This window comes from Tepidibacter hydrothermalis, assembly GCF_029542625.1.
Taxonomy (GTDB): Bacteria; Bacillota; Clostridia; order Peptostreptococcales; family Peptostreptococcaceae; genus Tepidibacter_A; species Tepidibacter_A hydrothermalis.
Window position 1 is genome coordinate 1,049,177 of the sequence record NZ_CP120733.1, and the last position, 23,476, is coordinate 1,072,652.

At 29.1% G+C, this 23,476-nt stretch carries 20 protein-coding genes and 1 riboswitch; of the genes, 13 read left to right on the forward strand and 7 right to left on the reverse strand.

Annotated elements, in window-relative coordinates; translation table 11 throughout:
* Positions 1 to 75: 75 nt before the first annotated feature.
* The 3 genes from P4S50_RS04460 (at position 76) to P4S50_RS04470 (ending at position 4,631) form a co-directional block, all read left to right on the forward strand.
* A complete protein-coding gene (locus P4S50_RS04460) occupies positions 76 to 2,046 on the forward strand; it encodes a DNA gyrase/topoisomerase IV subunit B (protein ID WP_277733358.1) in 1,971 nt (656 codons plus the stop codon).
* A gap of 15 nt (positions 2,047 to 2,061) precedes the next feature.
* Complete coding sequence (locus P4S50_RS04465) at positions 2,062 to 4,134, forward strand: DNA gyrase/topoisomerase IV subunit A (RefSeq protein WP_277733359.1); 2,073 nt, start codon at positions 2,062 to 2,064, stop codon at positions 4,132 to 4,134.
* Between the two features lie 89 nt (positions 4,135 to 4,223).
* Complete coding sequence (locus P4S50_RS04470) at positions 4,224 to 4,631, forward strand: hemerythrin domain-containing protein (protein ID WP_277733360.1); 408 nt, start codon at positions 4,224 to 4,226, stop codon at positions 4,629 to 4,631.
* A 167-nt stretch (positions 4,632 to 4,798) separates the two neighbouring features.
* On the opposite strand, the gene P4S50_RS04475 is transcribed toward P4S50_RS04470, so the two are convergent.
* Positions 4,799 to 5,593: a methyl-accepting chemotaxis protein gene (locus P4S50_RS04475; RefSeq protein WP_277733361.1), complete on the reverse strand. Its 795-nt coding sequence runs from the start codon at positions 5,591 to 5,593 to the stop codon at positions 4,799 to 4,801.
* A gap of 407 nt (positions 5,594 to 6,000) precedes the next feature.
* A riboswitch (glycine riboswitch) is annotated at positions 6,001 to 6,096 on the forward strand.
* A gap of 177 nt (positions 6,097 to 6,273) precedes the next feature.
* On the opposite strand from P4S50_RS04475, the gene P4S50_RS04480 reads away from it, so the two are divergent.
* On the forward strand, positions 6,274 to 7,719 hold the full coding sequence (locus tag P4S50_RS04480; RefSeq protein WP_277733362.1) for an alanine/glycine:cation symporter family protein: 1,446 nt from the start codon (positions 6,274 to 6,276) through the stop codon (positions 7,717 to 7,719).
* Between the two features lie 32 nt (positions 7,720 to 7,751).
* On the opposite strand, the gene P4S50_RS04485 is transcribed toward P4S50_RS04480, so the two are convergent.
* A complete protein-coding gene (locus P4S50_RS04485; RefSeq protein ID WP_277733363.1) occupies positions 7,752 to 8,414 on the reverse strand; it encodes a nitrite/sulfite reductase domain-containing protein in 663 nt (220 codons plus the stop codon).
* Positions 8,415 to 8,757: 343 nt separating this feature from the next.
* On the opposite strand from P4S50_RS04485, the gene P4S50_RS04490 reads away from it, so the two are divergent.
* From P4S50_RS04490 to P4S50_RS04505, 4 genes are all read left to right on the forward strand, one after another.
* Positions 8,758 to 9,888 carry a DUF3798 domain-containing protein gene (locus tag P4S50_RS04490; protein ID WP_277733364.1) on the forward strand — a complete coding sequence of 377 codons (1,131 nt, stop codon included), beginning with the start codon at positions 8,758 to 8,760 and terminating at the stop codon, positions 9,886 to 9,888.
* A gap of 203 nt (positions 9,889 to 10,091) precedes the next feature.
* A complete protein-coding gene (locus P4S50_RS04495) occupies positions 10,092 to 11,693 on the forward strand; it encodes a sugar ABC transporter ATP-binding protein (RefSeq protein WP_277733365.1) in 1,602 nt (533 codons plus the stop codon).
* Positions 11,694 to 12,734, forward strand: a complete 1,041-nt coding sequence (locus P4S50_RS04500) for an ABC transporter permease subunit (RefSeq protein ID WP_277733366.1) — start codon at positions 11,694 to 11,696, stop codon at positions 12,732 to 12,734.
* Between the two features lies 1 nt (position 12,735).
* Complete coding sequence (locus P4S50_RS04505) at positions 12,736 to 14,001, forward strand: ABC transporter permease subunit (protein ID WP_277733367.1); 1,266 nt, start codon at positions 12,736 to 12,738, stop codon at positions 13,999 to 14,001.
* Here the strand turns inward: P4S50_RS04505 and P4S50_RS04510 are convergent.
* From P4S50_RS04510 to P4S50_RS04520, 3 genes are all read right to left on the reverse strand, one after another.
* Positions 13,998 to 15,275 carry an AMP-binding protein gene (locus P4S50_RS04510; RefSeq protein ID WP_277734674.1) on the reverse strand — a complete coding sequence of 426 codons (1,278 nt, stop codon included), beginning with the start codon at positions 15,273 to 15,275 and terminating at the stop codon, positions 13,998 to 14,000. The two genes, P4S50_RS04505 and P4S50_RS04510, sit on opposite strands and share 4 nt — an antisense overlap.
* A gap of 79 nt (positions 15,276 to 15,354) precedes the next feature.
* The gene (locus P4S50_RS04515) at positions 15,355 to 16,500 is read right to left on the reverse strand and encodes a thiolase family protein (RefSeq protein WP_277733368.1); all 1,146 of its coding nucleotides are present in this window, start codon (positions 16,498 to 16,500) and stop codon (positions 15,355 to 15,357) included.
* On the reverse strand, positions 16,500 to 17,048 hold the full coding sequence (locus P4S50_RS04520; protein WP_277733369.1) for a biotin transporter BioY: 549 nt from the start codon (positions 17,046 to 17,048) through the stop codon (positions 16,500 to 16,502). Before P4S50_RS04520 ends, P4S50_RS04515 begins: the two co-directional genes overlap by 1 nt.
* Positions 17,049 to 17,291: 243 nt before the next feature.
* On the opposite strand from P4S50_RS04520, the gene P4S50_RS04525 reads away from it, so the two are divergent.
* The 5 genes from P4S50_RS04525 (at position 17,292) to P4S50_RS04545 (ending at position 21,785) form a co-directional block, all read left to right on the forward strand.
* Positions 17,292 to 18,539 (forward strand): HlyC/CorC family transporter, encoded by a 1,248-nt coding sequence (locus tag P4S50_RS04525; protein WP_277733371.1) that lies wholly within the window; start codon positions 17,292 to 17,294, stop codon positions 18,537 to 18,539.
* A 101-nt stretch (positions 18,540 to 18,640) separates the two neighbouring features.
* Positions 18,641 to 19,684, forward strand: coding sequence for a sporulation integral membrane protein YtvI (gene ytvI, locus P4S50_RS04530; protein ID WP_277733372.1), 1,044 nt, complete (start codon positions 18,641 to 18,643; stop codon positions 19,682 to 19,684).
* A gap of 77 nt (positions 19,685 to 19,761) precedes the next feature.
* The gene (gene pepT, locus P4S50_RS04535; protein WP_277733373.1) at positions 19,762 to 20,991 is read left to right on the forward strand and encodes a peptidase T; all 1,230 of its coding nucleotides are present in this window, start codon (positions 19,762 to 19,764) and stop codon (positions 20,989 to 20,991) included.
* Positions 20,992 to 21,106: 115 nt separating this feature from the next.
* Entirely contained in the window at positions 21,107 to 21,433 is a 327-nt protein-coding gene (locus P4S50_RS04540; RefSeq protein ID WP_277733374.1) for a DUF1294 domain-containing protein, read from the forward strand.
* Between the two features lie 13 nt (positions 21,434 to 21,446).
* Positions 21,447 to 21,785, forward strand: coding sequence for a hypothetical protein (locus tag P4S50_RS04545; protein ID WP_277733375.1), 339 nt, complete (start codon positions 21,447 to 21,449; stop codon positions 21,783 to 21,785).
* A 262-nt stretch (positions 21,786 to 22,047) separates the two neighbouring features.
* Here P4S50_RS04545 and yfcE read toward each other — a convergent pair whose 3' ends face one another.
* Positions 22,048 to 22,593 (reverse strand): phosphodiesterase, encoded by a 546-nt coding sequence (yfcE, locus tag P4S50_RS04550; RefSeq protein WP_277733377.1) that lies wholly within the window; start codon positions 22,591 to 22,593, stop codon positions 22,048 to 22,050.
* A gap of 27 nt (positions 22,594 to 22,620) precedes the next feature.
* Positions 22,621 to 23,421: an NAD(+)/NADH kinase gene (locus P4S50_RS04555; RefSeq protein ID WP_277733379.1), complete on the reverse strand. Its 801-nt coding sequence runs from the start codon at positions 23,419 to 23,421 to the stop codon at positions 22,621 to 22,623.
* Positions 23,422 to 23,476 lie beyond the last annotated feature (55 nt).

The window sequence follows — 23,476 nt, forward strand, 5'->3', positions numbered from 1 at the left end:
GAATTATAATCTTGACACGAACATAGGTTTTGTGTAGTGTAAAATAGGAAATTAAAATAGAAGGTGGTAATATATATGAACAAAAACAACGATTATGGAAATAATAGTATATCATCTCTTAAGGGGGCAGACAGAGTTAGATTAAGACCTAGTGTAATATTTGGCTCTGATGGTATTGAAGGATGTAAGCACTCTGTATTTGAAATATTATCAAATTCTATAGATGAGGCAAGAGAAGGCTTTGGAAATATAATTGAAATAACAAGATGTATTGATAATTCTATAATGATAAAAGATAGAGGAAGAGGAATACCTCTTGATTATAATGAAAAAGAAGATAGATATAACTGGGAACTAGTATTTTGTGAATTATATGCGGGTGGTAAGTATAAGAATAATTCGGGTGAAAATTATGAATTTAGTTTAGGGCTTAATGGACTAGGAAGTTGTGCTACTCAATATAGTTCAGAATATATGGATGTTACGGTTTATAGAGATGGGTATAAGTATGACCTTCATTTTGAAAAAGGTGAAAATATAGGTGGTCTTAAAAAAGAAAAGTGTGATTATGAACATACTGGAACTATAATAAAGTGGAAGCCTGACATAGAGGTGTTCACTGATATAAAAATAGATATAGACTATTATAACGATATAATTAAAAAACAAGCTATAGTAAATTCAAATATTAAATTTAATATTTATGATGAAGAAACCGGTAATAATTACGATTATTGTTATGAAAATGGTATTTTAGATTACATAGATGAGGTAAACAATTCAAAAGGATTTACTGGTGTACAATTATATGAAGATGAAAGACGTGGTAGAGATAGAGAGGACAAGCCAGAGTATAAACTTAAAGTACAGGTAGGATTTTGTTTTAATAATGAAATTAATTTAATTGAATACTATCATAACTCTAGTTTCTTAGAATATGGAGGATCTCCTGATAAGGCCGTTAAGAATGCATTTATATATATGATAGATAAGTACTTAAAAGAGAATAACAAATATAATAAAGGTGAGAAAAAGATAAGCTTTATAGATATATCGGATAGTTTAATATTAGTTACAAATTCGTTTTCTACAATAACAAGTTATGAAAACCAAACTAAAAAATCTATAACTAACAAATTTATACAAGAGTCTATAACTGACTTATTAAAAGAAAAATTAGAGATATATTTTATAGAGAATAAATTAGAAGCAAATAAAATATGTGAACAAATTCTGGTTAATAAAAGAAGTAGAGAAAGAGCTGAAAAAACTAGAATAAATATTAAGAAGCAGTTAGGTGGAAATATAGATATAAAAAATAGAGTAAAAAAGTTTGTTGATTGTAGAACTAAGGATATTAGTAAGAGAGAATTATTTATAGTTGAGGGAGATTCTGCACTTGGTTCTTGTAAAATGGGAAGAAATGCAGAATTTCAAGCTATAATACCTGTTAGAGGTAAGATACTTAACTGCCTTAAAGCTGATTATGATAAAATATTTAAAAGTGATATAATAACAGATTTATTAAAGGTCCTTGGATGCGGTGTTCAAATAGAATCTAAGCACAATAAGGAATTGAATACTTTTGATATGAACAATTTAAATTGGGATAAGATAATAATATGTACCGATGCAGATGTAGATGGATTCCAGATTAGAACGCTTATACTTACAATGCTTTACAGATTGGTACCTATGTTAATAGAACAAGGAAAGGTATATATTGCCGAATCGCCATTGTTTGAAATAAATACATCTAGAAAAACTTATTTTGCTTATAATGAAAAAGAAAAAAATAATATATTATCTAAGATAAAGGGAAAATATACTATACAAAGGTCAAAGGGTCTTGGTGAGAATGAACCTGAGATGATGTGGCAAACTACTATGAATCCTGAAAGTAGAAGACTTATTCAAGTGCTTCCTGAAGATGTTGATAAAACACAATTTGTATTTGATATGTTACTAGGGGACGATATCAAAGAAAGAAAAAGATTCATAGCTGAGAATGGGCATAATTATATCGATGTGACAGATGTTAGTTAAGGGGAGTGAAGATTTATGATTGAAAATATAGACAAACAAAATATTACCAAAACACTGGAAGAAAATTATATGCCGTATGCTATGAGTGTAATAGTATCAAGAGCTATTCCTGAAATAGATGGGTTTAAACCTAGTCATAGAAAGTTATTATATACTATGTATAAAATGGGGCTTTTAAATTCAAATAAAACAAAGTCGGCAAATGTTGTTGGACAAACTATGAAGTTAAATCCTCATGGAGATATGGCTATATATGAGACGTTAGTTAGGCTTACAAGAGGAAATGATTCCCTACTTCATGCATTTATAGATTCTAAAGGAAACTTTGGTAAAAAATATTCTAAGGATATGAGCTTTGCGGCACCTAGATATACAGAGGTAAAATTAGATGATATATGCAAAGAAATTTTTAAGGATATAGATAAAAATACTGTAAAATTTGTAGATAATTATGATGGAACTTTAAAGGAACCCTTACTTTTACCTACAACATATCCTAATGTACTTGTAAATGCAAATCAAGGTATAGCAGTTGGAATGTCTAGTAGTATATGTAGTTTTAACTTGGAAGAAGTATGTACTGCTACTATTAATTATATTAAAGATGAAGATGTGGATATAAGTGATTATATAAAGGCTCCAGACTTCTCAACTGGTGGATATATAATATATTCAAAAGAGCAAATGAGAAAGATATATGAAACAGGAAAAGGGAGCTTTAAGTTAAGAGCTAAGTATAGATATGATAAAAAAAATAATTGTATAGAAATATATGAAATTCCGTATACAACTAATATAGAGACTATAATAGATAAGATAATAGATCTTGTTAAGGATAATAAAATTAAAGAAATATCAGATGTTAGAGATGAAACGGATTTAAGTGGTCTTAAGGTAACTTTGGACTTAAAAAGAAATACTGATGTAGACTTAATTATGCATAAACTTTATAAGATGACTACTCTTGAAGATAGTTTTTCTTGCAATTTTAATATGTTAATAAATGGACAACCACAGGTATTAGGCGTAAAGTCGGTTTTAAGAGAATGGGTTGATTTTAGAGTTAATTGCATAAAAGGATATCTACAATACGATATAGAGAAAAAGACAGATAGATTACATCTTCTTTTAGGTCTTGAAAAGATTCTTCTTGATATAGATAAAGCTATTGATATAATTAGAAATACTAAAGAGGATAAAGAAGTTATACCTAATTTGATGAAAGGTTTTAATATAGATGAAATTCAGGCGGAATATATAGCTGAGATAAAGCTTAGAAATTTAAATAAAGAATATATATTAAAGCAGTTAAATAATATAAAAACTTTACAGTCTGATTTAAAAAATCTTAATGAAACAATTAAAAGTGAGAAAAAAATAAAGAACATAATAATAAAAGAATTAAAAGAGGTTTCTAAAAAATATAAAAAACCTAGAAAAACTGAAATAATAAGTAATGAAGATATAAAAGAGATAAAAGAAGAGCATTTAATAAATGATTATAATGTTAAGTTGTTTTTAACTAATGAAAACTACTTTAAAAAAATATCTCTTGCCTCTCTTAGATCTTTTTCAGAGCAAAAACTTAAAGATGAAGATTTTATGATACAAGAAATAGATGCTAATAATAAGGATGAGATTCTACTGTTTTCAGATAAACAGAATTTATATAAATTAAAAGTTTATGAAGTTGCTGATTGCAAAGCTAGTTCTCTAGGTGAGTATTTAACTAATATATTAAAGTTAAAAGAAGATGAAAATATTATATATATGTGTCTTTCTAATAATTATGAAGGGTATATGCTTTATTGTTTTAAGGATGCAAAGATAGCTAAAACTCATATTGAGAACTATAAAACTAAAACTAATAGAAGAAAGCTTGTGAAGGCTTATTCTGATAAATCAGAACTAGTTCGCATGCTTTATATAAGAAATGATGTGGATTTAGAACTTTATAAAAATAATAAAAAATTCTCTACTATAAATACCAAGGATATAGAGATTCAATCTACTAAAAATTCTAAAGGTATAGAAGTTCTAAAACTTGGAAAAAGAAGTCATATGACTGATGTTAAAATATTAGATTAAAAAATATCCCAAGTAACCTATGTTACCTACAAAGAAAGGTTCAGTTGTTATAATTTACATATAAAATAACAATTAAGGGGATGGAGAATATGGCTAGTATGACAAATTTGAAAAGACAACATGTTGAAATTATAAATACTATAAAAATTATAGATAAACTTATGAAAAATAATGATTTTGAAAAGGACTCAAATGATATAGCTAAGAGTATAAGTATACTTGCAGGTAAGTTAAAAATACATTTAGATACTGAAGATAAATTTTTATATCCTAAGTTAGCAAAACACGATAATATTAGTGTGAGAAATAAAGCTAATAAATATATAGATGAGATGGGAAGTATATGTGAGGTATTTACAGACTACAAAAACAAATTTAATACTAAAAGTAAGATTATGAATAGCTTGGATGAATTTAAAAAAGAATCTAAGTATATATTTGATACCATAAAAAAGAGAATATCTAAAGAGGATATAGACTTATATCCTTTATTATAAAAAAATACGCCATGGATATGGCGTATTTTTTTATTTCTAAGGAAACTATATGATTTTGAATCTAATAGATAACATTTATTAAAAATCTATAATTTCAACTATTTTGAGCAACGGAGCCCGTAGGACTCGTTGGCGACATGAGCCATGCGTTAGCATGAAGCGAATTTTTAAATAGAAGTTTCTGTTATTAGTTTATCAACAGCAACTTGAACTTTATTAGATGAATCTGTTTGAATTTGTGAAAGATTTTTTAGTTTATCTACTTCAGCTGATATTGTTTTTATCTCATCTGTTATTTTTACGAGTATTTCATTAATTTCTTTAGCAAATCCTTCGCTATTTGTAGCTAGTTTTTGAACTTCATTTGCAACTACAGAGAATCCTTTTCCAGCTTGTCCAGCTCTTGCAGCTTCTATAGTAGCGTTTATACCAAGTATTTTGGTTTGATTGGCTATTTTATTTACATATTGTATTATTTTATCAGTATCTTGTATGTGTGCTATAGAAGTTTGAGTAGAATTTAAAAGTATATCACTTATACCGTGCATATTATCTATTGATGATGATATGTCGGATAATTCAGTTTTTACTATGTTTGAAGTATCTCTAATTATAGAAATATGGTTGCTAAGTTGAGATAGTGTATCTATATTTTTATTTACTAGAGTCATTACTAAACGCGCACCAGTAGAATCTATTATAGTGTGTTTATGACTAAACTTTTCTTGCAATAATTTAGCAACGTTATTGTTTCCAGTAGCTTCTATTATTAAATCAATATTTTTATTGTTTAAATCATCTATAGATTGAGAATAATCTATACCTAAATTTTTACAAAGTATTATACCTGGTGCATCTAAATTTGTATCTATAACTAAAGAAATATTTATAGAGTCAGTATCATTTATTGCTTGTATAATATTTTTACCACCAGTTCCAGCTCCAATTAATGCTATATTCAAGATAAAACCTCCTAAGTAGAATTAAATTTGACATATTAATTTTACAATATATTACCATAGAAGGCAATAAACAATAAAATTACAAAAAATCAGAAAATATATATTAACTATAAGGATTTATATTTGGCATTTAATACAATTTTTACTTAGAATTATTATGGAGAAAATGCACACAATATCTATATTGTGATAGTAATTAAATAAAAAAGTTTTTCTAAAATTTAATTAAAGTACAAACGTTTTTTATAACTATTAAATATTAATTTTTAAATAGGTAAAAAATTCAATAAAGTATAAATATTTCAAAGAGTTAGAAAATTAAGAAAAATCATTGACATTTGACTGAAGGTTATCATATAATAAGATTAATCGAACAGTTCGGATGAAGATAATGAAAAAACGTTATCAGACGAGCCTCTGGAGAGACTCTACAAAGAGCACCGAAGGGGAAAGCTAATAGAAATATTAGTCAAACTCTCAGGTAAAAGGACAGAGATTATTCTTATTGGAATATATCCCAGAGGTCAAATCAAATATGGTTTGACTTTTTTGATTACTTTTCTTTATATCTTTTCGTTTTACTTATCGTTTTTAGATTTTAGTTTTACTTTTCAATGTTTTATAATTTCAAGTTTTGTTTTTGGAGTCAAAAATCAAAAAAGATTAAAAGGAGGAATTATATGGAACAGCTAGTCGGTGTCATTAATGGATTGATTTGGAGTAAAGCACTTATTATTCTATGTTTAGGAGCAGGGATATACTTTTCTTTCAGAACTCGTTTTTTACAAATCAGGCTTCTTAAGGATATGGTAAGATTATTATTTGGAGGATCATCATCAGAACAAGGTGTTTCTTCGTTCCAAGCATTTGCACTATCTGTATCCGGTCGTGTAGGAACTGGAAATATAGCAGGGGTTGCAACGGCTATAGCAATGGGAGGACCAGGAGCATTATTTTGGATGTGGGCAATAGCATTTTTAGGAGCAGGTTCAGCTTATGTTGAGGCTACTTTAGCTCAAATATATAAGGTTGAGCAAGATGGAGAGTATCGTGGAGGACCAGCATACTATATAGAAAAAGGAATGCAAAATAAATGGTATGCGACTACATTTGCAATAGCAACTATAGTAGCGATGGGATTCTTCTTACCGGGAGTTCAATCTAACAGTATAGCAGCAGGACTTAATAATGCATTTGGAGTAACTCCAACAATAACAGGAATAATATTAATTGTATTTTTAGGTCTTATAATATTTGGTGGAGTTAAGCGTATAAGTAAAGCGGCTGAAATAATAGTACCTGTTATGGCTACTGGTTATATATTGGTTGCACTTGTTGTAATAATTGTAAATATATCTGAACTACCTGCAGTTATATCATTAGTATTCAAGAGTGCGTTTGGAGCACAACCTGCTTTTGCTGGTATACTAGGTATGGCTATTTCTTGGGGAGTTAAACGTGGTATTTACTCAAATGAAGCAGGTCAAGGAACTAGCCCGCATGCAGCAGCTGCAGCTGAGGTTTCACATCCTGCAAAACAAGGATTAGTTCAAGCGTTTTCAGTATATATAGATACTTTATTCGTTTGTTCAGCTACTGGATTTATGATTTTAATCACTGGTATGTACAATATTTATGATGGAGCTGGAGGCTTTATAGCTAATAATTTAGGCGATGTTGAAATAGGTCCTATATATACTCAAAAAGCTGTTGAAACATTGTTCCCATCTTTTGGTGGTGCGTTTGTAGCTATAGCATTATTTTTCTTCGCATTTACTACTTTAATGGCATATTATTATATTGCTGAAACTAATGTAGCTTATTTAATTAGAAAGAGTAAGAATAAATCATTAATAAATGTTTTAAGATTTGCAATGCTTGGAGCAACTTTCTATGGTGCTATAAAGACTGCAAACTTAGCTTGGGCTTTAGGAGATATAGGTGTTGGTGCCATGGCATGGCTAAACGTTATAGCTATACTTATAATGGCAAAACCTGCTCTTGTAGCACTTAAAGATTATGAAGATCAAATGGCAGAAGGTAAAGATCCTGTATTTAATTCTAAAAAGCATGGTATAGAACATGCAGAGTTTTGGGAAAATACTACTGACAGTATGAATAAATAATTAAAAGACCCCGAAAGGGGTCTTTTTGTTATTTATTCTATTTCTCTTTTAAATTCTTCAAATCCAACCCTATCTATATAGGCACCTAATCTCTCGTGTTTTTTTGCATTCTTTGAGTATACTTTGATTACCTTATCTATTATTGGGAATACTTCATCTTCATCAACGTGTTCAAATAAAGTATTGCTTAATCTAGGTTTTAGCCCTCCTTTTCCTCCAACTTGGATTCTAAATCCTTTAGGAGTACCCATAATTCCTATATCTCTAAAATGATTGTCTGCACATGAGTTTGGACATCCACTAACTCCTATTTTAAGTTTATTTGGAAGATTCATTCCGTGATATAGTTCATCTAACTTCATACCTACTCCAACTGAATCTTGTTGTCCTCTTTTACAGAATGTTGTTCCAGGACAGAATTTAACACTTCTTACACAAAGTCCTATAGCAGCTCCTGGCTTCATTCCTAAGTCTTCCCAAGCACTATCGATATCATCTTCTTTAAGACCTACAAGTGCTATTCTCTGAGACGATGTTACTTTTACTGCCTGTGCATTGTATTTATCAGCAGCATCTGCAATTTTTCTTAATGTATCAGTTGTTATAATTCCTCCAGGTAGATGTGGTGCTATTGCGTAAGTTTCCTTATCTCTTTGAAGGACAGCCCCTTTTTCTAATAAATCTTTTTTTGACATAAAAATCCCCTTTCTAAATAAAAAAATTTGTTTCATGCTATCGCATAGATAATGAATAATAAAAATATTACCTAATATATTATTCCCTAAAAATTAGCTATAAAACAGAAAAATTTAACTATATATATAAAGTATAGATTATAAAAAGTTTATTTAAGATATATTTTAAATATATTTTACAAAAAATAAATTTTAAAAAAAACTAAAAAAAGAATAATCTTAATTGCGATTATTCAATTAATAGCTAAAAAACGTAAATTTAATTGGGAATATTAATAAAATGTGCATGAAAACATATAGTACATGCATATCTATATATTAACAAATTAAAAGGGGGTTAAAAATGATTAAGAAAATTTTAGCCATATTTATGGCAGCAGTTATGATTATAGGATTGGTTGGCTGTGGTCAAGTAGCTGAGAAAGAAGAGATTTCTAAAATTGGAATTATGACAGGTACTGTATCTCAAGGTGAAGAGGAATATAGAGCAGCAGAAAAAATGAAGAAAAAATATGGTGACATGATAGTTCTTCAAACTTATCCTGATAACTTTATGAAAGAACAAGAAACAACTATAGCAAATGTTATGAGTATGGCAACAGATCCACAAGTGAAAGCAATTGTTATAGTTCAAGGTATACCAGGGGTATCTGCAGCTATAGATAAGGCTAGAGAAATAAGACCAGATATGTTATTTATAGTTGGTGTTCCTGGGGAAGATCCAGATATGATAGCATCAAAAGCTGATATAGTATTTCAAGCAGATGAGCTTGGAATGGGAACTACTATAGCAGAGCAAGCTAAAAAAATGGGTGCTACAAAACTTGTTCACTACTCATTCCCAAGACACATGTCATATCAATTACTTGCAATGAGAAGAGACTTACTTAGAGAAACTTGTAAAAAGCTAGATATGGAATTTATAGATGCAACAGCTCCAGATCCAACAGGAGATGCAGGTGTTCCTGGAGCACAGCAATTTATATTAGAAGATGTTCCAAGAAAAGTTGCTGAACTTGGAAAAGACACAGCATTCTTTAGTACTAACTGTTCTATGCAAGAGCCGCTTATAAAAGCTGCCTTAGAAGAAGGAGCTATATATCCACAACCATGCTGTCCATCTCCATACCATGCATTCCCAGGAGCATTAGGAATTCAAATACCTGATGATAAAAAAGGTGATATTGATTATGTAGTTGAAGAGATAAAATCTAAAATAGCTGAAAAAGGTGGAACAGGTAGATTTTCTACATGGCCAGTTCCAGTTAATATGATGTTTGTTGAAAGTGGAGTTGAGTATGCGAAAACATTCTTAGAAGGAAATACTAATGGTAAAGTAGATAAAGCAAAAATAGAAGAAATATTTAAAAATGTATCAGGCATGGAAATGAAATTAACTACATTTACTAATGAAAGTACAGGAAATACATTTGATAATTTCTTCATGATACTTTCAGATTATATAACTTTCTAAATAGGGATATTAAGCACAAGGTTGCCTTTTTATGGCAACCTTGATTTACTCTATAAAAAATTATAATATTTTTTAATTTGTAGAAATATTGCTGGAAGTACTATGGTATCAATTATTTTGAGCAACAAAGACCGTAGGACTCGTTGGCGACATGAGTCAATGCGTAGCATTAGACGAATTTTTACATATAAGGGGGATTTGGGTTGAGTGAAGAATATGTCATTCAAATGAAAAACATTAAAAAAGATTATTTCGGTAATCAAGTTTTAAAGGGAATAAATTTGTCAACTAAAAAAGGAGAAATACATGCTCTTTTAGGGGAAAATGGCGCTGGTAAATCTACACTTATGAACATATTATTTGGGATGCCGGTTATTCATTCTACTGGTGGATTTGAAGGTGAAATACATATAGATGGTAAAAAGGTTGATATTAAGTCTCCTAATGAAGCAATGAACCTAGGGATAGGAATGGTTCATCAGGAATTTATGCTTATTCCAGGATTTAATATAACTGAGAATATAAAATTAAATAGAGAAACTACTAAACACAATATGTTAAGTAAGATTATGGGGTCGAGTTTAAAGAGTCTAGATTTTGATAGTATGAATAAAGATGCAAGAAAAGATCTAGATAAATTAGGAATAGATATTGATGAAAAGTCAAAGGTTTCAGGACTTCCAGTAGGCTATATGCAATTTATAGAGATTGCTAGAGAAATAGATAAGAGCAATATAAAACTTTTGGTATTTGATGAACCTACCGCAGTTTTAACAGAAAGTGAGGCAGATAATTTATTAAAAGCTATGAAAATAATATCTGATTCAGGTATTGCAATATTGTTTATAACTCACAGATTAGATGAGGTAATGGAAGCTGCTGATAATATAACTATACTAAGAGATGGAGAGTTTGTAGCAGCGCTTGATAAAAAAGATACAGATGTAATGCAGCTTGCAGAATTGATGGTTGGTAGAAAAATTGAAAGTCTAAATACTAATGAAGAAATTAATAATGAAAATGAAGAAATAATGATGTCTATTAAAGATCTAAAAGTATCTATGCCAGGAGAGTATGTTAAAGGTGTAAATCTAGATATTAAAAAAGGAGAAATTTTAGGTATTGGAGGTCTTGCAGGTCAAGGCAAAATAGGTATTACAAATGGAATAATGGGCCTTTATCCGAGTGAAGGAGAGGTATTGTTAAAAGGTAAAAAACTAAAGCTTAATTCTCCTAAAGATCCTTTAAATAATAAGATTGCTTTTGTGAGTGAAGATAGGCGAGGTATTGGATTATTACTAGATACTTCTATAGAAACAAATATAGTATTAACATCTATGCAGATTAAAGGGCAGTTTATTAAAAATTATGGATTGTTTACTCAAAGAAATAAAAAAGAGATAAGAGATCATGCTCTTAAAATGATAAATGATCTTGATATAAGATGTACTGGGCCTACTCAGATTACTAGAAGGCTGAGTGGAGGAAACCAACAAAAGGTATGTATAGCTAGAGCCTTAACCTTAAACCCAGATGTATTGTTTGTATCGGAGCCTACCAGAGGAATTGACATTGGAGCGAAAAAATTAGTTCTTGATTTACTTGTAAAATTAAACAAAGAGCTCGGTATGACTATTATAGTAACATCTAGTGAACTTGGTGAATTAAGATCTGTTTGCAATAGAATAGCTATAGTTGCAGAAGGTAAAATAGAGGGTATATTAAAACCTCAAGATAGTGATGTGGATTTTGGACTTATGATGGCTGGAGAATATAAAAAAATTCATGCAAAGGAGGAGATATAAGTGGTTGAAACTATGAGAGATGTTACGAAAAAATTAGGGTTTGCAAGAACTACTATAATAGCTTTTTTGATAATACTTTGTGTGATGGCTGTTTTTTTAAAAATTCCAATATACATGCTACTATCTGATACTTTAGTTAGAACTGGTATGAATGGAATATTGGTTTTAGCTATGGTTCCTGGTATATTATGCGGAATAGGGCTTAATTTTGGTATCCCTTTGGGAATAGTATGTGGTCTTTTAGGAGGACTTATAAGTATTGAAATGAATCTAAGAGGATTTAGTGCATTTTTTATAGCTGTAATTATATCAATACCAATAGCTGCTGTTGTAGGGTATTTTTATGGAGTTTTACTCAATAAAGTAAAAGGTTCTGAAATGATGGTATCTACATATGTAGGATTTTCTGCTATATCCTTGATGTGTATAGGATGGCTTATACTTCCTTTTAGTAGTTCAGAGATAAAGTGGCCTATAGGTGATGGACTTAGAACCACAATTTCTTTGAGTTCAAGGTTTGATAAAATACTAAACAATTTCTTATCATTTCATATAGGTAAAGTTAATATACCTACTGGTCTTTTAATATTCTTTATAATATCTTGTCTATTAGTTTATTTATTTTTAAATAGTAAAGCAGGGATTACTATGAAGGCAGTAGGAGACAATCCAAAATTTGCAATAGCATCTGGAATTGATGTTGATAAAAGTAGAATAATAGGAACTATGTTATCAACTATTTTGGGCGCAGTAGGAATAATAACGTATGCCCAAAGCTATGGATTTTTTCAATTATATCAAGCTCCTATGATGATGGGATTTGCAGCAGTAGCTGCGATTTTAATAGGTGGAGCAAGTGCCCAAAATGCAAAAATATCACATGTTATACTTGGAACTTTTTTATTTCAGGGACTTTTGACAATAGCACTTCCTGTTGCAAATAAAATAATTACACAAGGGAACTTATCAGAGGTGGCAAGGGTTGTAGTACAATATGGAATTATTTTATATGCATTAACAAAAGTAGAAGGAGGGAAGTAGGATGAATGAAGAAAATACAATTAAGAATAAAAGAAAACCAATAAATTTAAAAGAATTGTTGTTTGATAATATAGTTACTATAATGTTTGTGATTTTATGCCTTATAGGTGTTAAGTACTCTGGCCAACCTATGATATTTATAGTAAATGAGCTAATCGCTAGAATTTCAAGAAATTCATTTTTAGTTCTTTCACTTATTATTCCTGTACTTGCAGGTATGGGTCTTAACTTTGGTATAGTAATAGGTGCCATGGCAGGTCAGATAGCTTTAATAGCAGTAACACATTGGAAAATAGCTGGTATACAGGGATTTATATTGTCCGCTTTATTGACAGTTCCAATAGCAGTTTTATTTGGATATTTAACAGGAAAACTATTAAACAAAACCAAAGGCCAAGAAATGATAGCTAGTATGATATTAGGATTTTTTGCAAATGGATTATATCAATTATTATTCTTATTTTTAATTGGAACATTAATTCCTATGAATAATCCTGTACTAGTTCTTAGTGGAGGCGTTGGTATAAAGAATACTATAGATTTAAGTGGAGGAATCAAGTATGCCCTTGATAATATAGTAAAGTTTCCTATACTTGATGTTATAGTTGTTGCATCTATTATAAGCATTATATATATATTATTTAAAGGATTAAAGAATAAGAAACTTACTAAAAAACATATTATAAATTTATCTATATTTTTAATTGTTGTCATAGCTTCTATTTTATTAAATCAGATTCAGCCTATATTTAAAATGATAAAAGTACCTGTTGTAACTATACTAGTTGTAACCCTTCTTTGTATATTTAATGTTTTTATAATGAAAACTAAATTAGGTCAAGATTTTAAAGCAGTAGGTCAGGATAATCATGTGGCAAAGGTATCTGGTATAGCTGTTGATAAAATTAGAATAATATCTATAATAATATCTACTGTATTTGCAGGATGGGGACAGCTGATATTTTTACAAAATTTAGGAACGTTGAACACATATGGAAGCCATGAACAGGTTGGAATGTTTGCTATAGCAGCCTTATTAATTGGAGGAGCATCTGTATCAAGAGCTACTATATCTCAGGCTATAATAGGAACTATATTATTTCATACTTTATTTATAGTATCTCCACAGGCTGGTAAAAACTTATTAGGTAGTGCTCAAATAGGAGAATATTTTAGAGTATTTGTAGCCTATGGAGTAATAGGATTATCTTTAGGACTTCATGCATGGAAAAAACAGATACAGGCAAAAAACAAACTTAAAGTTTAGAGATTTTTACTCATAAATTTGACATCTGGTTTACCACTTGAATTCAAAGGAATGAAATCCACATATTTGATGATTTGAGGTATCATATTTTTTGGAAGGTTATTTTTGATATATTCTTTAAATACATTAGCATTAAAGTTATCTGATTTTACTATAAATGCACACAGCTTTTGATATTTGACTTTATCATTTACCGCAAATAAGCATATATCTTCAATAATATTACTATTTAAAATAATACTCTCTACTTTGGAGGGTATTATTTTGTATCCAGCTTTATTTATCATATTATCTAATCTTCCCGTTAAATATAGATAATCGTCTTTTAAATAACCCATATCTGAAACTGAATATGTATTAGGGTACATAGGAGATATATAAGGGCTTGTAACGCTTATAATAGAATCTTCTATGTGTATTTTGACATCTGGAAATGCTATTCCAACACTTTCTTGTTTTTCTAGTATTTTATCTGCACTTATGAAAGAGACATGTCCAAGCTCACTTGCTCCATAGTATTCATGGAATACAGCATTTGGAAAAAATTTAATTATATTTTTTAAGGTTTTAATATCCATTTTACAACCACAACTTAGAAGGGATTTCATATATATATTTTCATCATTCATAGAGTTAACTAAAAGTCTATAATGAGATGGAACCATGAATATAGATGTAATATTATTTGAATAAATTTCTTTTATCCATGTTTTAGGGAATTTAGAAGTAGAAAAAACTACTGTTCCTCCCGTATATAGCATATGAATAGCACTGTTTAAATTGGCTGTATATACTAAATTTCCAACTAAAAACAATTTATCATCTTTTGATATCTTAAATATATCACTTTGATGCTTAAAGGCCTTAACCCAACAATTGTGGTTTTTAAATATAATCTTAGCATCTCCTGTGCTACCAGAACTTAAACACCCTAAAAATATATTATCTCTACTTACAGAAACATTGAAATCTATAGGATCATAATCAAAACCATTGTAAATCATATTATCTATTATCTCATTGTAATTAAAATGATCACCTATAACTAATTTTGGTTTTACCTTGATATATAAATTTTGATATATATTTTCATTGAAATCTACATCAACTAATATACTTGTTTTATTTATCTTAGATAAGCTTATCAAATAAATAATAGAGTATATTTCATCAGACTGTTTTATAAAAACATTATCGTTATTATTTGAATTTAAAATAGTCAAAAGTTTTTTAGCTATAAAATCTGTTATATAATCTAGTTTTTTATAGGTGATAGACTTTACCCCTTTTGTATAGCCATTTTATTGGGTTGAATACTAGAATATTTTTTAAAATTCGAATAGATAAGCATGTTTAACACCTCTTTATTAAAGTAGATATTCCAAGCCCACCTGCCACTCCTAGGCTTGCTATACCGAGCTTCTTATTGGTTAGTTGCAGTGATTTTATAAGATGAAGCATTATTATAGCTCCAGAGGCTCCGTAAGGATGTCCATATGCGAGAGCTCCTCCTAGTATATTTAATTTATTCTCAGGTATATTAAGATCTCTCATACACGCTATAACTTTTACTGCAAAGGCTTCATTTATCTCAAATAAATCTATATCATCTATATTTAGATTTTCTTTTTGAAGCAAAGAATTGATTGATGATATTGGCCCAAGAGGTGATAAGTTAGGATCAACTCCAATATTAGCTTCATTTATAAACTTTGCTACAGGATTTAAATTGTATTTATGTACAGCATTCTCACTTGCAAGAAGTATTAAAGCACCTCCATCATGAGTAAGACATGAATTTCCAGCAGTTAAATTACCACCTTCATATATTGGTTTTACTTTTTTTAAAAGTCTTTCATTCATAGCTTTTTTTATTCCTTGATCATAATCTATTATTTTATTTTTTATATCAATAGGTGATAGTATATCCTTTAAAAGATTATTATCTCTTGCATATAAAGCTCTTTTATGGCTTTTTAGAGCCCATTTATCCATTTCATCTTTAGAAATATTCTTTAGAATAGACACGTTTTCTGCACCTTTAATCATATCTGGATCTCCTATTTCAAATGGAGAAAACTGAGCTCTTTCATAAAAAATATCTGAATTTATATAACGAGGATCTTTTTTATTATATTGTTTTTTAGGCTCTAAAGATGTACTCTCAACACCTCCAACTATAAGTAAGTCTCTCTGCCCTGATTTTATAAGAGAAGCACCTAAGTTAATAGCTTTAAGAGATGAGCCACATTGAAAGTCTATTGTAGTACCAACGCTTTGATATGGAAAACCTGCTTTTAATAAAGATAATCTAGCTATATTTCCACCTGGACCTACACAGTTTCCAAGTATTAATTCATCCATAGACTTTCTTTGTAAATTATATTTTTTTAAAAGATTATTTAAAAGCTGAGCAACAATATCTTCTGGAAGAGTATCTTTAAAAGCCCCATTGGTTTTACCAATAGGGCTTCTAAGTCCTCCGACGATGTATACCATTATGCTGCAACCTTATTATTAATGGCTTTAGATACTCTTTTTCCTATTGAAACTGCAATAAATGCTTTTAAAAGATCACCTGGAATAAAAGGAAGAGCACCTGCTATAACAGATTTATATAATCCCATTTGAGTCACATGATTAAGCCATAAGCCACCTATAAAATATATTACTATAATTCCTCCAACTATTGTTGCTAAAGTCATTTTAAGAGTATTTGGATTTTTGCCTTTTAAATAACTTATTACTACAGCACCTATTATAAAACCTACTATATATCCACCACTAGGACCAGCTATAATATTGAATCCTGCTCTACCTCCAGAAAACACAGGTGCACCAGCAATGCCTAAAAGAACAAATGTTAGCATACTTAAAAATGCTTGTAGGGGATTTAATATGCATCCTGCTAACATAACTCCTAGAGTTTGACCCGTTATTGGAACCGGGCTAAATGGAAGTGGTATTGATACATATCCCAGAACACTAGTGAGAGCTGCAAATAAAGCTGCGTATATTATGTCATTTATTTTTAATTTACTATTCATAAGTAAGACCTCCTAATATGTATTTTGTTTGAAAATTAAATTACATACTACATTTACAAAAATTATAAATATAAATCATTCTTTTGTCAACCCTTCATAAAAAAAGTTTACAATGGAAAGTGTAATAAAGAATAAATATATATGGTTAAAAATTTATTTATAATTCATAATATAATATATATAGTAAATTTGCATCACTATGATATAATGATATTCATATATAGTTTAGGAGTGTGATGATTTTTGGATCCGAGTAGTTCGTGGCAATTTTTTATATTATTTATATTATTAGGGGTATCTTCATTTTTTTCAGCTTCAGAAACAGCGTTAATGTCTTTAAGTAAGATTAAAATAAGACATATGAAGGAAGAAAATGTTAAAGATGCAGATGTTGTAAGTAAGTTAATTGAAAACCCAAATAAATTATTAGGAGCAATACTTGTTGGCAACAATGTTGTAAACATTGGAGCATCGGCAATTGCTACATCTTTATTTATAGGTCTATTTAAAGAAAATGGAGCAGCTATAGCAACTGCTTTTATGACGATATTAGTTCTTATATTTGGAGAGATAACGCCAAAGTCATTGGCTGCCCAAAATTCAGAAACTGTATCTTTGAAGGTCTCAAAAATTATATCTATAGTGGTTGTAGTATTGAGTCCTATAGTTTTTATATTTAATTATGTATCAAAATTCATAATAAAGCTCTTTGGAGGCAACCCAGATGCTCATCAACCGTTTATAACAGAGGAAGAACTTAGAACTATGGTTGATGTAAGTCATGAAGAAGGGGTTCTTGAAGTTGAAGAAAAAGAAATGATACAAAATGTTTTTGAATTTGGGGACTTGCAGGCAAAGGATGCTATGATTCAAAGAACTGATGTTATAGGCATTGATGTAGAAGATACTTATGAAGAGCTAGTAGAGACATTTCAAGATGGGCATTTTTCTAGAATGCCTATATATGAAGAGAGTATAGACGATATTATAGGTATTTTAAATGTCAAAGACTTAGCATTTGTAGATAAAGATAAAGATACATTTGATATAAGAAAATATATGAGAGACCCATATTATACATTTGAATTTAAGAAAATAACTGAACTATTTCAGGAAATGAGAGAAGAAAAGGTTCATATGGCTATAGTTTTAGATGAATACGGTGGAACAGCGGGTATTATAACTATAGAGGATTTGATAGAAGAAATAGTTGGAGATATAGAAGATGAGTATGATGAAGAAGATGATGAAATAAAGATAATAAATGAAGACGAATATATTATAGATGGAAGCACAAGAATTAATATAGTAAATGAGACTATAGGAACTAATATAGAATCAGAAGAATTTGAATCAATAGGTGGGGTTTTAATCGGTGAACTAGGAAGACTTCCAGAAGAAGGAGAGTCGGTTGAATTCGATAATATAAAATTTGTAGTTGAGAGTTTAGATAAAAATAGAATAAAAAGCATAAGACTTTTCACAAAATAAATAAAAAATTCCAAAGCAAATAGCTTTGGAATTTTTTTTGTATATACATAACTATAAAGACAGATAATATAATTAAAGTAATTTACTAAAAGGTGATGAATATGTTTGATAAATGTTTTATTCAAAATGTTAAAAAATTATTTGTTTTTACGCTTATATATACACTGATATTTATTGTATTTTCAATGACAATATCGTATACATATCCGTTTATTTTGGCATTTACAATTGCTGTACTTATAAAGCCGTGTACAGATTACTTATATGAAAAAATTCACTTAAAAAAAGGTATATCTGCCATATTGTTGTCAGCATTTATATTTATAGTTATGTCATTAGTTTGTACTTTTATAATATTTAATGTAAAAATAGAGTCTAAAGATATACTGAACTCTATAGATGATTTTAATGAACTGTACAATAATGTAGGAAATCAAATGAATAAGTTGAATATATTTTATGAAAAGTTTGATCCACAGATAGTAAAAACTGTTCAAACACAGATTTCTTCTAACATACATAATATATTTGAAGGTGTTCTAAATATTATAAATAAAGGTATTCAAATGCTAATAGGAGTTCCTTTGCTACTTGTAGTTGCATTTGTTGTATTATTTAGTTTGTATTTCTTTGACAAGGATATGGAAAAAATGAAAAATAAGTTTTTATCATTTTTTTGCGATGATGGAAAAGAAAAGGCTATTAAAATGTTAACTGAGATGAATCATATGATGTTTGGATATTTAAAGGCATATATAATATTAGTGGGTATAACTTTTGTATGTACTTTAATAGGATTTTGGATATTAAAAATAAGGTATACATTGATTATAAGTGTTTTAGTTGCTATTTTAGATATTATACCTGTCCTTGGAATTGGTTTTATATATATACCTATGGTTATATTTTATATTGTGAAAAAGCAGTACTTTATAGGTATAGGTATAATGGCTTTGTTTATTATAATAACTATTATGATAGAATTAATAGAGCCAAAAGTCATATCGGAATCAGTTGGAATACATCCAATGACAGCTCTAGCTATAATATTTATTGGACTTGCATCATATGGTGTACTTGGTATGCTTTATTTAATGTTTTATGTTGTACTCTATAGAATATTTAAAAAGGTAAATATAATATGAAAAAAGTTATATATATTATTTTATTATTAAAGAAAGAATGGTAAAATAAAGAAAAGGTTTTCGAGGAGGTTTTTGGTATGAATAATGTTGTTGATAGATTTATAAAATATGCTAAGCAGGATACAAAAGCGAACCCTGATTGTAGCTCTTGTCCTAGTTCAAGCATTCAAATGGATTTTGCAAAAAAATTAGGTGAAGAGTTAAAGGAAATTGGATTAACTGATGTAAGTGTTGATGAAAAAGGTTATGTAATGGCAACTCTTGAGTCTAATACAGATAAAGAAGTAGAAACTATAGGATTTATATCTCATATGGATACAGCTCCAGATATGAGTGGAAAAAATGTAAAACCAAAAATAGTTGAAAACTATGATGGAAAAGATATAGTATTAAGTGAAGATGGTAAGGTTGTATTGTCTCCAACTGATTCACCAGAAATTTTAAATTATGTAGGAAAGACACTTATAACAACAGATGGTACAACTTTATTAGGAGCTGATGATAAGGCTGGTATAGCTGAAATAGTTACAGCTATGGAATACTTAATAAATAACCCTGAAATAAAGCATGGTAAAATAAGAGTTGGGTTTACACCTGATGAAGAAATAGGTAGAGGCGCTGACGAATTTGATATTGAAAAGTTTGGAGCTAGATATGCATATACTCTAGATGGAGGAGAAATCGGAGAATTAGAGTATGAGAACTTTAATGCAGCGGGTGCTGATATCACAATAAATGGTAAAAATGTTCATCCTGGATATGCTAAGAACAAGATGAAAAATGCTGTTTTAATAAGTATGGAGCTTAATGGAATGCTTCCTAAGGATGAAATACCATCAAAGACTGATGGATATGAGGGATTCTATCATTTAAATGATTTAAATGGTAGTGTTGAAGAAGTTAAAATGGAATACATAATAAGAGATTTTGATATGGATAGTTTTGAAAATAGAAAAAAAGTTATGAAAAGTGTAGTAGCTAAAATAAACGAAAAATATGGTGAAAATACTGCTGTATTAGATATGGCAGATCAATACTATAATATGAAAGAAAAGGTAGAGCCTGTTAAATACATAGTTGATATAGTTGAGGAAGCTATGAAGGAAACTGGTATAACTCCTATGATAAAGCCTATAAGAGGAGGAACTGATGGTGCTAGACTTTCATTTGAAGGGCTTCCAACACCTAATATATTTACTGGGGGACATAATTTCCACGGAAAATACGAGTATATACCTACATTTGCTATGGAAAAAGCAGTAGATCTTATAGTTAAAATAATTCAAAAATATGAAGCAAAAAAATAATACTAGAAAATAAATCCAATATAAACCTATATTGGATTTATTTTTTTTGTAAATTACAAAATATCAGAAAAAGTGATATAATAATAGATAATTAATAAAGAAGGGAGTATTCATAATGACCTATATTCAAAATTTTATCAATACTAGTGTGAGCCAACATCTGAATAATTTAGGAATATATTTGATTTATTATTATATAATCATAAATATATACGGATTTATAATGACTGGTTTGGATAAAAGAAAAGCTAGAAGAAGACAGTTTAGAACACAAGAGCTCAGTTTTTTTGTTGTTTCACTTTTAGGAGGAGCTTTAGGAGTTGTTATGGGAATGACAGTTTTTAGACATAAAACGCAAAAGAGTAAGTTTTATATAGGTATTCCTTCTATATTTTTATTAAATTTAGTTGTTTCATTTTTTATATATAGATATTTGATTTAAAGGGGGTTAAATTATGTATGCTTTATGTTTGGTTTTGAATAAGGTAGACAAACTAGATGATATATTAGATATATTGTATCATCTAAACTTAGGGGCTACAGTTATAGACAGTGAGGGAATGGGAAAAGTATTGCTTGACCACGATATAGAAGTTCCTGTATTTTCTGGGATTAAAAAGTTAATAGAAGGGCATAAGCCATATAATAAAACTATTGTTAGTGTAATAAGAGACGAAAAATTATTGAGAACAGCAGTTGATAAGATAAAAGAAGAGTTGAATCATATGGAAAAACCTGGAGTTGGATTTTTATTCGTAGTTCCTGTTATGGAATGTCATGGATTTGGAGTATAATAACATAAAATAAATAATCAGATTTATATGTTTAAAGCAAAAATGACGCTCATTTAAATAACGCTACTTAGTCAACATTTTTATAAAACTAAAGATTGAGGCTTATTAAATATACTAAAACTTCTTAAACTCTCTACGTTCAGACAAAGAAGTTTCTTAACGCATATTTAAACGCTCCAATCTAAGTTTTATGGAAAAATGTTAACAAAAAAGTAGCTAACATTTAAATGAGCGTCATTTTTAAGTTTAGATGGATTAAAGATTATTTAATATTAATCTCCTTTAGAACATCACCAGTCATTAAATCTATAAGTTTTACAGAATTATCTTCTAATATAGCTATTGAGTGAGTACCATCCTTAGGAAGTGATGTACTACCTGGATTAAGTACTACTAAATCCTCATCTTTGTAAAGTTCTTTTACATGTGTGTGACCACATATTAATATATCTGCGTTATATTCTTTTGCCATCTTTATTATATCTTCTTTTGACTTTCTATAGCCATGGCATATAAGCACGTTTAAATCACCAAGCTTAGTAAATACAAAAGGTGTTTGAATAGGATGATCTATAACCATTTGGTCAACATCAGAATCACAATTTCCACTGGCAAATATTAAATTATTTAAAGAATTGATTTTAACTGCTAATTCTTTTGGATTATATCCATCAGGAAGTGGGTTTCTAGGCCCGTGATATAATACATCTCCTGCATGTAGTATATACTCGCATTCATCTAAATAAGATAAAGCTTTATCAAAATAAGTTAAGCTACCATGAGTATCGCTTATTATTCCTAATTTCATATTTATTTCCTCCTAATAAAAAAGTCATTATAAAAATTTTTCTGATACCTTACTCCAAAATTCATAATTTTTAAATCTAAGTAGTTTAATTTTAATATCAGAAGATTTAATTATAATTTTAGTGGTTTCGCTATATTTATGTTCAACACCATCGTGTACTATCAAAACAGAATTTTCAAATCTATACTCTGGGGTTATATCAACAACAGAATGCTGAGAGAGTATAATGCTAGATGTAAAAGATCTATAAGCATTAGTGTTGATAGGAGATAGAGGCGTTATTTGAATTAATTTCAAACTAGGGTCTACAATACTTCCACCAGATGAATAATTATATGCAGTAGAACCTGTTGGTGTTGAGACTATTATACCATCACCGCTGAATTTTTCTATAAAATTATTATTTACACTTAAATTTAAGTGTATAGTCCTTGATAGATTGTTTTTTATTACTATCTCATTTATTGCAAATGATTCAATACATCTATTTTTTGTATATATATAAGATTTTATAGGGTTTATTTCTTGTATATAGTAATCATTTTTTATGTAAGAATCTATAAAATCATCTATTTCACATGGATGTATTTCTTGGAAAAATCCTAGATGACCTGTATTTATACCTATAATAGGTATGGATGTAAAGTTATATTCGTGAACAGTTCTTAAAAAAGAACCATCTCCCCCTATACATACTATAAGGTCTACCTTTGAAGTTAACCTATCTGTAACCTCAAACCCCTTAGATTCTAATTTTACTTTTAATGTTTTGGCAGTTTCCTGAGAGATGACAGATAAATTAGCAGTTATATTTATAATTTTTTTCATATAAAATCTCCCTTTCATTAACCCTAAACATATTATAACATAATTAGATTAATCT